This is a genomic window from Deminuibacter soli (assembly GCF_003412455.1).
GTDB lineage: Bacteria > Bacteroidota > Bacteroidia > Chitinophagales > Chitinophagaceae > Deminuibacter > Deminuibacter soli.
In genome coordinates, this window is record NZ_QTJU01000006.1 from 1 (window position 1) to 12,882 (window position 12,882).

The following is a 12,882-nucleotide window of genomic DNA, read 5'->3' on the forward strand; positions in this document are numbered from 1 at the left end:
AGCAGTTACAACGGCTTGTGCCTAAAGCAATCAGGCACTATAATGAAAAAAGAATCCATCAAAGCCTGGGCTGGCGTTCTCCGGCAGACTATGAACGCTGGCTGAAAGGGCTGAAGAAAGCACAAAGGCCCAAATGGAAAATCTATAAAAAAGAAGCCTCGTTGCAAAGCAATGTCTTTTGCAAATGAACCGCTTTAATCAGCTGTATCAGAAAAAACATTACTTTACAACGAGGTCTATTATCTACAAAAAAAGTCAACCTTATTCAGGCAAGTACATTTATTCACTATTGACTATTCACTATTCACCGGCTTTCACTCACCACTCACCTTATCCTTACCTCCAGCGTTACCCCATACGTTGCCGGATCGCCCAGTTTAGCGGCACCGAAATCGTAGGCATAGCTGATGTATTTTTTGTTCAGTACATTTCTTGTCCAGCCCCATAGGGCATATTTGCCGGCCTGTATGCCGGCGCGCAGGTTGAACAGGCTGTAAGCGGGCTGCTGAATGGTATTGGCAATGTCGAAATACGTATTACCGAGGTAACGCCACTCACCTCTTGCCATGACCTGCAAAGGTTGTTTGCCTTTAAACGTATGTGTGTATTGCAGGGCCAGCATCGAAGTAACAGCAGGGGTAAACACCTGTGCCCTGCCGCTTAAATCGACCGGCTCGCCGTTCTGCGTGGTTTTATACGCCTGGTAGCGTGCATGTGTGTAGCCTGCACTCCATTGCAGCTGCAGGCAAGGTAAGGGCAAGCCTGCTATTTCTGCTTCTGCGCCGCGTGTGTGCAGTGTGCCGGTGTTGCGGATAATGGTCACAGCTTCAGGCATCAGCAAAGTGGGCACCTGTGCATGACTGAGCGTGGTATAAAAAGCAGCCAGCCGTACCTGCCAGCTGCGGTTAAACAATTGCTGCCGCACACCGGCTTCATAGTTGTGGCTATGCTCCGGCTGATAGGCATACAACGGCGGTTGAGACGGATCGCCCGATAAGTCGGTGAGCCCGCCAGTACGGAAGCCCTGGCTGTAATTAAGATACCCAAACAATTGTTCACTGAATGTATAACCCAGCGATAGCCTGGGAGAAAAAGCGTGATAGGTAACCATTGCGGCTGTATCTGCAAAGCTGGTCATCCAGTCTGTTGGAGGATCGTGCCGGTATTCGCCCAGTACGCGTTTGTGCTGCCGGGCTGCATCATAACGCAGACCGCCGGTAACAGACAGGGCCGGTGTTAGCCGGTAAGTAACATCACCATACAGTGCTGCGCCTGCATTGTAGGTATTGGTGGTATTGCGCGTGGTAAACAAAGAATCACCCACACCCAGCAAAGCAGCGGCTGCGCCATAACGTGTAGCCTGTTTTACCGGTGCATCCTGGTAAAAACCATACGCCCCTGCACTCCATTGCAGTGCCGATGTATTGCCCGCAGGTGAACTGAAACGGAACTCCTGCGTGTACACGTTTACCTTATTCCAGTGTTTACCATAGTTGTTGATGACAGATACGGCATCGAGCGGGGAAAAGTCACCATCAACCGGGTTGGCATAATAGCGGTAATTCTTTTGCCAGGCAGTTTGCGAGGTAAACTGTATACCGCTGCTGCTGTGTTGTACCACCAATGAGGTGTTTATGGTATTGTCAACCATGGTGCCATTGGCATCCTGGCTTATCACAAACGGATGCGCTAAAGCCGATGTTGCATCAGGCGCCAGCGGAAACGCGCCCTTGTTGCGGCCGTTGCTGTGTTTTACATTTAACTGCACACGCCAGTTATTGCCTGGCTGGTAACGCAGGTAATAATTGCCGGTAATACGATGCTGCCGGTCGTATTTACTGTTGGTATAGGTATTGGTATAAAAGCCGCCGGATGCGCTGTATTGTGCGGCGGCTCCCAGGTACAGCTTGTGTTTAACCAATGGTATCCGGGCACCGATGGTATACCGTTGCAAACCGGCATTGCCTGCATCCAGGTCTGCAAAAGCCTCCGGCTGGTCTGTTGGTTGTTTGGTAATAATGTTCACCACACCGCCCATGGCATTGCGCCCGTACAAAGTGCCTTGCGCACCGCGCAGTATTTCTATACGCTCCACATCAACCAGTGAAGCGATATAGGTATCCAGTCCAAACTGGTTTACCCCATCGATATAAGTAGCAACCGCCTGATCATACGAAGTAGTAACGATACCGCGGATACCGGTAACATTGCGGTTATCCCCTGCATCGGCTGCATACGTGTTGGGGGCAATGGCCGTAACATCTTTTACATCCCACAAACGCCAGGCTTTTACCTGTTGCGCAGTAATACCGGTTACGGTAAAAGGCAGTTGCTGCAAAGCGGCTTCCTGTTTACCTGCAGTAACCACTACTGCATCCAGCTGCCGTGTAACAGTGCTGAGCTGAACCTGCACGGGTACATTTGCCACAACCGGGTATTGTGCAGCAGCATAACCCGTGGCCTGTACCTGTAACTGGTAAACGCCTGCAGCCGGCACATGCAGCGTAAAATTGCCTGTACTGCCGGTAACAGCAGAACGATCTGTATTCAGCAAATGAACTGATGCGCCTGCAATGGCCGCACCTGCAACAGTAGTAACCTTACCTGAAATAACCTGGGCAACGGCTGCGACCGAGCATAACATACAGCCGGCGAATAATAGCAGTGTTCTCATAACAATCGTCTTAAACCGGTTGGTAGCCGGCGCGGATGGCAAGGTACGGTTTTCGTTGTTTGAAGGTTTCACGTTTGAAGGTTTAACGTTTCACCCTGGGGTTTAGTAGTTTCATTGTTCAATAGTTTCATTGTTCAATGGCTCTTTCTTCTGTTAACCTTTTTATTTGTTTCCCGGTTACTTACCGGGTGAAAATGACTGTCTTCCATTTGGCTGAAATAGCGATCATTTGGTACAGCCGCAAATCTGCAGGTGTTTTGCTAAAATAGCTGGCTTATATAATCATTACCGATAATATAAATACCGCTAAAATATTAGCAAAACATAATAGTTTAATATATACAAATTGGTTTTCAATTACATTAATATATGCAGTATTTAAAATGCTGCAATAGGCGCAGTTTATTAACACAATATTTGCTTTTGAAGAAATATAGCTATATGTTTGTCATAATAACGATTTAGCCAAAACTTGCCATGGGAATAGAACTGATTATCCAATCGTTGGTTTTTAGTTTTCCTTCGCGCTACTCAGCAAAAACCAATGCTAATGCACTTCACCGGAATACTCCGGCGATAACTGTATGTACCGGAACGGGTATTATTGGCCGGTATAAATTATTTACTTTTTTACATAAGCGCAGCAGCACGATCATGCATACAGCTGTCATAACAGCGTATAGACAAACCATTGCACTGTTGCGATTAACGATGCCGGTTCATCAACCGGTACTGTGTATCCTATCACCGCACATCCGTATTAACCGTTATACTTATGCCAAACACACCCTATCACGTTGCCTTCACTACAGTGAAAGCAAGCGTTACCCGTAACAGTGCGATGAACGGTTAACCAATACTTCAGCTGAATTATCACTCCCTGCCCTTCATAACCTGTGTGCACCCTCTGCAACCGCACCTGACAGCCTTGTGCCATAAGCGCAAACGCAGTACCGGAGCAGGATTCAACATTGATTTGAACATACATACCCTACATTAAAGATTACTGCTGTTTACAGGCAACTGCAAACAGGCGGCTGTGCAGTTGTATGCATAACCGTACCGGTGAACAATCTGAATTCTCAAGTGCACGTAAAAAAACTTTATGCCACAACCCAACTTTATCACCACGCACAACCGCCCGCCCTAGTTGGCTTTATACCTGACAATACAAGGAATGCAATGCTATGGGATCACAACAATTCAATCTAACAAAATAACTTGCTATGAATAAAAAGCTTTACTACGTATTGCTGTGCCTGTTCCTCGCGGGGAATGCAGTGGCACAGGTACGCATAACAGGTACGGTGAAGAATGCCAAGGATGGAACGCCGGTATCACAGGCATCTGTTCAGATAAAAGGTACTTCAACCGGTACTGTAACAGACGACAGGGGTAGCTTCAGCATACAGGCCCCTAATGCAAACAGCGTACTCGTTATCTCTTTCACTGGCTTTACCAGCCAGGAAGTACGCGTAGGCAATCAAAATACCTTAAACCTGTTTCTGCAGGAACAGGTAAGCGCGCTCAACGATATTGTGGTGATTGGTTATGGTACAGCGCGCAGGTCAGACTTAACAGGCGCTGTTGCCACAATTAAAGGCGAACAGCTGATGGATAAACCGGTGCCTAACATCTCCCAGGCATTGGAAGGTAAAATTGCCGGTGTAGACGTAAACGTAAACAGTGCAGCCCCTGGCTTTGGCGCTAAAGTACGTATCCGTGGTATCGGTTCCATCAACTCTAACATCGATCCTATTTATGTAGTGGATGGTGTAATTGGTGTAGATGGCAACAGTATCAACCCCAACGATATCGCTTCTGTGGAAGTGCTGAAAGATGCGTCTTCTACAGCGATCTACGGTGCACGCGGCGCCAACGGCGTAATCATCGTAACCACCAAACGCGGCCGCCGTGGTGAAACACGTGTTACCTACGATGGTAACGTAAACGTGAGCGAACTGTACCGTCACCTGCCCACTTTAAACTCCGACGAGTTTATCAAGGTATACAACGAATCGTTTGCCAACGGTCAGAAATTCGACCCGCAGGGTGCAGTATGGACGCCACCTGCAGCACTTAACCACATCAATTTCCCCAAGCTGTTTGATGCAAATGACAAACCATTGTACAATACCAACTGGGAAAAAGAAACCTACAAACCCGCTGTATCCAACAGCCACCAGCTCAACTTCCAGGGTGGCAGCGAAAAAACGCTGTACAGCATTTCACTGGGTTTCCTCGATCAGAATGGTATTATGGCCACTTCTAACTTCAAACGTTACAGCGCAAGGATCACCCTCGACAACGATGTGAAAAGCTGGCTGCGTATTGGTGGTAACATCAATATCATCAACAGCAAACAACGCGTGGTATCTGATGGTAACGGCAGCTTGAACGTACCAAGGATGGTGTCGGAAGAAGTACCCATCCTGCCTGTTAAATATCCTGATGGCACATGGGCCGGCAACTTTGATATTGCAGGTCTCGAAGGTGGTCCAAACCCCGTGCATATTGCCAACAACCGTTATACACTCAACAATGTGTTCCAGGGCCTGGGTAATATCTATGCCTTGTTCCACATCACCAAAGAACTCGATTTCAAATCAGACTTCGGTTATAACCTCAACTGGCAAAAGAACAATTTCTACTCTGCACTTAACCTGCCCCACCTGTCACAAGACCAGGGTGGTGATGCACATATTTATAGCTTCACCAATGTTTACTGGCAGTCTGAGAACTACCTTACCTGGAACCACAAGTTCAAAAATGGCCACAGCATGACGGCCCTGTTGGGTATTTCTTTCCAGGAAACCAACAACCAGTCGTTCGATGCTGAAGCACAGAAATTCATCGACGACTTCTTCCAGTATCATAACCTGGGTGCAGGTTCTGTGCGCCAGGGTATCAGCTCAGGCGACAGCAAGTCTACACAGCAGTCTGAATATGCACGCATTACTTACAATATCAAAGACCGCTACCTGTTTACTGCTACAGGCAGGGTGGATGGTTCATCTAAATTTGGTGAAAACAACAAATACGGTTTCTTTCCCTCAGCAGGTGCAGCCTGGCGTATCTCTGAAGAAGATTTCATGAAACACCAGACCTTCTTCAGCAACCTGAAATTACGCGCCAGCTATGGTATTACCGGTAACCAGGAAATTGGTACCTACCGCTCCATACCACAGCAGAGTGCCAACCAGGTGGTATTGAACAATTCCAACCAAAGCGCCGTTAGCCCTGAGTACATTGGTAACCCCAACCTGAAATGGGAACGTACCGAACAGGCTGATGCGGGTTTGGAAGCGAGCATCCTGAAAGATCGCATCAACCTGTCGGTTGATTATTACCGCCGTACTACAAAAGACCTGTTGCTGCAGGCCCCTATTCCCTGGAGCGCTGGCATGTATACATCCAACGTATACCAGAACGTAGGTTCAGTACGTAACTCAGGTGTGGAAATTAACCTGAACACTGTTAACATCAAAACAAGAAACCTTACCTGGAGCACCAACTTCATTGTTGCTGCCAACAAAAACAAAGTGCTGAAACTGAACGCAGGCAATGCAGATATCTTCCCTGGCCCTAACTTCCTGGGTCAAACAAACGTAATCCGCGTAGGCGCTCCCATCGGTTCGTTCTATGGCATGACACGCCTGGGCACATACAGCGACAAGGAAGGCGATCTGGCTGCACAGCACAGCCTGCACACCGGCGACCGCAAATACATTTACAATGCAGACGGAAGCCCTTATTACAGCATCATTGGCCGTGCTTATCCTAAATGGACCGGTACATTCAGCAGCAGCCTTACTTACAAAGGATGGGACTTCTCTTTCGACATCCGTGTAGTAGAGGGTGTGAATACAGCCGCTACATTCAAACACTCTTCAGAAGACAGGCAAACCATTGCCAACAGCCTGAAAACAGTGCTGGATGCATGGACACCAGATCACCAGAATACCATGATCTCACAGGTGCGTAACTACAAGTTTGCACAGGATTCACACTTTGATACATGGTGGGTAGAAAACGGCTCATTTGTTCGTGGTCAGAACTTTACACTGGGTTACTCCCTGCCCGACGCAGCACTGCGCAGCATGAAGATTAACCGCCTGCGCATTTATGCCAGCGTGCAGAACCTGTTCCTCATTACCAAATACACCGGTTACGATCCTGAAGTGGATACGTATAACACCAGCTATGGCAACAACAGTAACTTCTCACAGAACCTGGACTTCTTCTCTTATCCACGTCCGCGCGTATGGAACCTCGGTGTAACCATGGGCTTTTAACTGAACCGTTCAATCACTTAAAAATTGCAAAATGAAAAATTCAAGAAATATACTGCTGGTTGCAACGGTGCTCATATTCACCTGCTCCTGCAAAAAATTCCTCGAAGAAAAGCCAACCGGGTTTATATCGCCTAGTTCTAACCTCACCAGCAGCCAGGTTGCACGTGCATACGCCAATGCAGGCTACCGCCAGATGCAGGGCTTGCTGAGCGGCCAGAACTCTTCTTACGGCGGTAACACTTACAACCTGCTGGAGTTTATGACCGGCAAAAGCAACAGCGACCTCGGTCAAACAGGCTTTATCAATTTCCAGAATCTCAGCTACAACAACACGTCGTTTTATGTTGATACCTGGTGGCAGCACCTGTACCTGGGCGTAGGCGATTGTAACAACGCCATTGAACAGATCCCGAAAGTGGCAGGCGTTAGCGATGCAGATAAAACCAACATGCTCGCCGAAGTATACACGCTGCGCGCGATGTATTACTTTTACCTGGTACGTATGTATGGTGCAGTGCCCAAGGTTACTTCAGTTCCCAAAGACCTGAACCTGCTGGCATCACGCACACCCGCCAAAAACATCTACGACAGCATTATCATTCCTGACCTGCTCACTGCCGAAAAATCAACCCTGGCATGGAAAAACCCCGCAGGCAATGTAACGATGGGTGCAATAGAATCGCTGCTGGCTGATGTGTACCTCACCTATGCCGGTTTGCCGATTAATGGTGGTGCACAGTACTATGCAGAAAGCGCCAAACGCTCTAAAGCGGTGATCGACAACGGCGGCTTTACGCTGTTTACCAACTACACCGACATGCTGAACCCCGGCAATAAAAATAACGGCGAGTTTATCTTCCAGGTGCAGTACTCAGCAGCAGTAAACTCCAACAACCCGCTGACTGCTTTAACCATTCCCAACTATTCAGGTATTTCACAGTATTCGGATGAATATGGTTCGGTGTTCCCGACCAAGCAGTTCCTGGCTTCTTTCCCTGCAGGCGACAAACGTGTGCAGGAAAGACAATTCTTCTATACCAAGTATGCGAAGAAGGGTTCTAACACAGATACTATTGTGTTCCCGAATACGTACATCTACAAATGGTTTGATTCTGTAGCTGTACGCAGCACTGCCAAATCTGATCTCAACTTTACCCTGTACCGCCTGGCCGATGTATACCTGATGTATGCGGAAGCCTCTAACCGCGCAGAAGGTGGTCCCAATGCAGCTGCCGTGGGTTATGTAAACGCTATCCGCGGAAGGGCCAACCTGGCACCGATCGGCGCTTTGTCACAGGATGATTTTGAACATGAAGTATGGCTGCAACGCTACTTTGAACTGTGTTTCGAAAACAAAATGTTCTTTGATATGCTGCGTACGCAGAAAGTACACAACGATGTTACAGGCGCGTGGGACAACTTCGTAGGCCACACCACCACATGGGGTGCAACCTTCGCTGCTAAAAATCTGCTTTTCCCTGTGCCTAAACAGGAAACAGACGTTAATCCAAACCTGCTGCCTAATAACCCGGGCTTTTAACCAAAGAATCTCTGGTTCATAGACAAGTATCCTAAAGAGGCCACGTTTCTACGTGGTCTTTCTTTTTTGGTGAATCGTCAGTGGGGAGTGATCTTAGCGAGTTTGACTTCGAGAATCGACACGTCGACACATCGGGACTATCTTAGCGAGCCCACTCATCGAAGCGAAGGATGCCGGTGGGGACACCGGCAACGGCATTAGCAAAAAAAGGAGCACGTCACGCTCCTTTTTTTATTCACTATTCACCATTCACCTTCACCATTCCCCGGCCTTTTGTAGCTTGCAGCTGTTCTTCAGTCGTGAGTGATCTTAGCGAGTTTGACTTCGAGAATCGACACGTCGACACATCGGGACTATCTTAGCGAGACCACTCATCGAAGCGAAGGATGCCGGTGAGGACACCGGCAACGGCATTAGCAAAAAAAGGAGCGCGTCGCGCTCCTTTTTTTATTCACTATTCACCATTCACCTTCACCATTTCACGGCCTTTTGTAGCTTGCAGCTGTTCTTCAGTCGTGAGTGATCTTAGCGAGTTTGACTTCGAGAATCGACAGTCGACACATCGAGACTATCTTAGCGAGACCACTCATCGAAGCGAAGGATGCCGGTGAGGACACCGGCAACGGCATTAGCAAAAAAAGGAGCGCGTCGCGCTCCTTTTTTTATTCACTATTCACCATTCACCTTCACCATTCCCCGGCCTTTTGTAGCTTGCAGCTGTTCTTCAGTGGGGAGTGATCTTAGCGAGTTTGACTTCGAGAATCGACACGTCGACACATCGAGACTATCTTAGCGAGCCCACTCATCGAAGCGAAGGATGCCGGTGGGGACACCGGCAACGGCATTAGCAAAAAAAGGAGCGCGTCACGCTCCTTTTTTTATTCACTATTGACTATTCACCATTCACCTTCACCATTCCCCGGCCTTTTGTAGCTTGCAGCTGTTCTTCAGTCGTGAGTGATCTTAGCGAGTTTGACTTCGAGAATCGACATGTCGACACATCGGGACTATCTTAGCGAGACCACTCATCGAAGCGAAGGATGCCGGTGAGGACACCGGCAAAGGCATTAGCAAAAAAAGGAGCGCGTCGCACTCCTTTTTTTATTCACTATTGACTATTCACTATTCACCTTCCAGCTGTTTCCTATCTTTACTGTTATCAAAACAAGCGCAGGCATATTGCTTTACCGGCAGCTGGGCCATGAGCCGGAAGTACTGCTGGTACATCCGGGCGGGCCATTTTTTGCCCGTAAGGATGCCGGCTGGTGGACTATCCCGAAGGGAGAATATACAGACGAAGAAACAGCACAGGATGCTGCGATACGCGAGTTTGAAGAAGAAACCGGCTACCGGCCCGCAGGCCCGTTCAGGGAACTGGGCAGTATACGCCAGAAAGGCGGCAAAACTGTTTATTGCTGGGCTGCAGCAGGAGACTTTGATACAAACCAGCTGCACAGCAACACCTTCACCATAGAATGGCCGCCACGCTCAGGCAAACAGGCCAGCTTCCCCGAAGTTGACCGGGCTGAATGGATGAGCGTGGATACCGCACGCGGCAAAATAAATGAACAACAGGCCGCTTTTCTCGACAGGCTTATGGCACTGCTTGCATCACAGTAACCGGCCTCCAACAATCGTTAGTCGGCCCAGGGCGAAGACAGGATAAGATCGCAGAAAACCAATGAAGTACCGCTGGAAAACAAAAAAGCATTCGCAGGCATTGGTCTTGGCGCTGTGCAGTAACAGCGGTTATTCATAATCAAAATCATCTCCCTGCAACGCGGGCCTGTCCCAGTTATCTTCTTCATCATATACATCTTCGTCCAGTTCGGGTTTGCGCTCGGGCAATGGCAATGGAGGGGTATTGTCTGGTGATTTGCCGGGGATAGCGGAAGTGAGGTGGCCAGACTGGCTATTGGCGTTTCCTCCTTCTTTACCGGCACCTCCGGGATGAATTGGTTCAACGGTAGCCATAATAGTATGTTTAAGAATTCTACCGGAAAAATAATGCCAGAATAGCACCCCATGAATGCACCCGCTTTTTATGCTCAAAATACAACCGTTTGAGCGCCACTCCAGCATCGTCCGGAGATCGTCCGACCTTCGTCCGGGCATCGTTCAGGGAAAACCGGGAAATTGCGTGGTTAACAGCCCTGTTTCCGGCCATCCCTCCCCTTCAGGTGGTATGGCTCCCTATTCATTATTTTCAGGCTTCTGCGGGCTTATTTTGCAGCGCCTTGCGCACTGCAGGGGCCACCACCGTACCAAACAGCCTGATGGAATGCAACAGGCGATCATGCGCCAGGTCTTTCCCGGTAATCAATTGTCCTAAAAAGCGGGTATTGTTAAACTGGCTGTGCAGGTGTAATAATTTGGCCGTTACCTCTTCCGGGTTGCCCACCAGCAAAGAGCCGCGTGGTGAACGCATGTACTCATACTGTTCTCTTGAAAGCGGCGACCAGCCTCTTTCGCGGCCAATGCGGTTCATCAATGCCTGGTATACGGGCCAGTATTCATCAGCTGCCTGCTGCGAATCGTCTGCAATATGCATGTGCATATTTAAAGCCAGCTGCAGTTGTTGAACATTGTGCCCTGCACGTTCGGCAGATTTGCGGTACAAATCCACCATCGGCAAAAACTGTTCGGGATTGCTGCCCAGTATAGCAATGGTTACGGGCAGGTTTAAACTGCCGGCCCTTACCATTGAAGCAGGGGTGCCGCCTACGGCTATCCAGATGGGCAACTGTTGCTGTAAAGGACGCGGGTAAATGCCTTTGTCCTGTATCGGTGCGCGTAAATGTCCGGTCCATGTAATGCGTTCGCGCTGGTTAATCTGTAGCAGCAGGTCGAGTTTTTCTGCAAACAGCTCGTCATAGTCTTCCAGCTTGTTACCAAACAGGGGAAACGATTCAATAAACGAGCCCCTGCCTGCCATAATCTCGGCACGGCCGCCGGAAAGCAGATCGAGTGTGGCAAAATGCTGAAAGGTTCTTACCGGGTCGGCAGAACTCAATACAGTGACAGCGCTTGACAGGCGCAGCTTTTTAGTAATGGTGGCAATACCTGCCAGCGCCACTTCAGGTGCAGCTATCACAAAATCGGGCCGGTGATGTTCACCTAAAGCAAACACATCCAGTCCCAGCTCATCCGCCAGTTTGGCTTCTTCCAGCAATTGGGCCATACGTTGTGCTGCCAGCACTGCCCCGCCTGCTACTCCCTCCGGTTGCATATCACCAAAAGTGCTTAATCCCAGTTCCATAGCTTGTCCTTTTTTTAGTACCTGTAAATTTACGCCGAATCAGCAGAGCAGGGCAGTATCCTGTGGGATACCGGTTGGATGGTTTGACTGTTTGATGGCTGAATGGTTCAGTATTTCCTGTTGCTTGTTCAATATTCGCCATTCCTTTATTTTTGCGGCACAAAATCAACTATTTCCATCTTGCACCAGCACCTGGTCAATGCTGACTGACACCATGAATTTGTAAATATGAAACGACGCAATCAGGCAACATGCTTCTTCCTCCTGTTCTTTTTTTCAGTTTGTGCAGTACGCGCACAATATGTGCAACCAGAACGTGACGATACCATCCGCATTTATGCTAAAACACCGTTCGACACCCTGGCAGCAAGGGCTGCACTTGCAGAAGGCAACGGCACCATTAAAGGCGTGGCGTTTACCCGCGCCAAAAACAATAAAATGGCCATCACCGGGCAAAAGCTGTATGCCAATAAAATGACCGTGATCCTGTTCCCGGTTACCCCTTACCTCGAAGAATACCTCGATCTCAAAAAGAAAGAGAATCCCAAAAAACTGAAATACGTATACATCGATCCCAATGCCTGGCGCTTCAGGCTTACTGCCGTTACCAACAGCACGGGCGAGTTTACCTTTCCTAAAATGAAACCCGGTAAATATTACCTCGAAGGCATTTTAAACTGGAACACATCCGGCTATTACAACCAGTATACCGGCAGCGGTTACGGTTACGGCGGCACAACCGATTACTACGAGCGCAAGTACTACACTGTTGAACATGCAGATAAACTGTACAAGTACGTTGAAGTAACAAAAGACGGCGAAGTGGTAGAGGTAAAACTGAAATAACCGGCAGCAGCCTTTACTGCACATACCGCTTTCTGAATGCAGAAGGGTGCTCTCCCGTTAATTGTTTCATGGTTCAATTGTTTCATGGTTACATGGTTGGATGGTTTTATTGCTGTTGGATATTTATCGCAATTTGTTGCGTTCGCCCCTGGTTACCATAAAAAAGGGGGCTTAAAGGGGGAAAACGGAAAAGTCCACGTGTCATCTGTGCAAAACATTGTATTATTGTACATCCTGCGAGCAGCTTGCAGGCACAATAACTCAGGAC

8 protein-coding genes are annotated in these 12,882 nt (G+C 48.5%); 5 read left to right on the plus strand and 3 right to left on the minus strand.

The features are described 5' to 3' along the window. On the plus strand, positions 1 to 188 hold a 188-nt coding region (locus DXN05_RS24950; protein WP_211330076.1), incomplete at its 5' end, for a hypothetical protein. Positions 189 to 325: 137 nt separating this feature from the next. On the opposite strand, the gene DXN05_RS15960 is transcribed toward DXN05_RS24950, so the two are convergent. Beyond that, positions 326 to 2,674 (minus strand): TonB-dependent receptor, encoded by a 2,349-nt coding sequence (locus DXN05_RS15960; protein ID WP_147313942.1) that lies wholly within the window; start codon positions 2,672 to 2,674, stop codon positions 326 to 328. Positions 2,675 to 3,900: 1,226 nt separating this feature from the next. Between DXN05_RS15960 and DXN05_RS15965 the strand changes: the two genes are divergently transcribed. The 3 genes from DXN05_RS15965 to DXN05_RS15975 all read left to right on the plus strand — a co-directional run bounded on the left by DXN05_RS15965 (position 3,901) and on the right by DXN05_RS15975 (position 10,129). Next, entirely contained in the window at positions 3,901 to 6,969 is a 3,069-nt protein-coding gene (locus DXN05_RS15965; protein WP_116848286.1) for a SusC/RagA family TonB-linked outer membrane protein, read from the plus strand. A gap of 31 nt (positions 6,970 to 7,000) precedes the next feature. Next, positions 7,001 to 8,509 carry a RagB/SusD family nutrient uptake outer membrane protein gene (locus tag DXN05_RS15970; protein WP_116848287.1) on the plus strand — a complete coding sequence of 503 codons (1,509 nt, stop codon included), beginning with the start codon at positions 7,001 to 7,003 and terminating at the stop codon, positions 8,507 to 8,509. 1,158 nt (positions 8,510 to 9,667) lie between these two features. Further along, on the plus strand, positions 9,668 to 10,129 hold the full coding sequence (locus tag DXN05_RS15975; protein ID WP_116848288.1) for an NUDIX domain-containing protein: 462 nt from the start codon (positions 9,668 to 9,670) through the stop codon (positions 10,127 to 10,129). Between the two features lie 129 nt (positions 10,130 to 10,258). Here DXN05_RS15975 and DXN05_RS15980 read toward each other — a convergent pair whose 3' ends face one another. Both DXN05_RS15980 and DXN05_RS15985 read right to left on the minus strand, forming a co-directional pair. Continuing rightward, positions 10,259 to 10,483: a hypothetical protein gene (locus DXN05_RS15980; protein ID WP_116848289.1), complete on the minus strand. Its 225-nt coding sequence runs from the start codon at positions 10,481 to 10,483 to the stop codon at positions 10,259 to 10,261. 232 nt (positions 10,484 to 10,715) lie between these two features. Next, a complete protein-coding gene (locus DXN05_RS15985; protein WP_116848290.1) occupies positions 10,716 to 11,768 on the minus strand; it encodes an LLM class flavin-dependent oxidoreductase in 1,053 nt (350 codons plus the stop codon). Between the two features lie 228 nt (positions 11,769 to 11,996). Here DXN05_RS15985 and DXN05_RS15990 point away from each other — a divergent pair, with 228 nt between their 5' ends. Next, positions 11,997 to 12,614, plus strand: a complete 618-nt coding sequence (locus DXN05_RS15990) for a carboxypeptidase-like regulatory domain-containing protein (RefSeq protein ID WP_116848291.1) — start codon at positions 11,997 to 11,999, stop codon at positions 12,612 to 12,614. The last annotated feature ends 268 nt before the right edge of the window (positions 12,615 to 12,882 follow it).

Coding starts and splice junctions, on each gene's coding strand:
- DXN05_RS15965 (WP_116848286.1), top strand. CDS start 3,901: ATGAATAAAAAGCTTTACTACGTATTGCTGTGCCTGTTCCTCGCGGGG.
- DXN05_RS15970 (WP_116848287.1), top strand. CDS start 7,001: ATGAAAAATTCAAGAAATATACTGCTGGTTGCAACGGTGCTCATATTC.
- DXN05_RS15960 (WP_147313942.1), bottom strand. CDS start 2,674: ATGAGAACACTGCTATTATTCGCCGGCTGTATGTTATGCTCGGTCGCA.
- DXN05_RS15980 (WP_116848289.1), bottom strand. CDS start 10,483: ATGGCTACCGTTGAACCAATTCATCCCGGAGGTGCCGGTAAAGAAGGA.
- DXN05_RS15985 (WP_116848290.1), bottom strand. CDS start 11,768: ATGGAACTGGGATTAAGCACTTTTGGTGATATGCAACCGGAGGGAGTA.
- DXN05_RS15990 (WP_116848291.1), top strand. CDS start 11,997: ATGAAACGACGCAATCAGGCAACATGCTTCTTCCTCCTGTTCTTTTTT.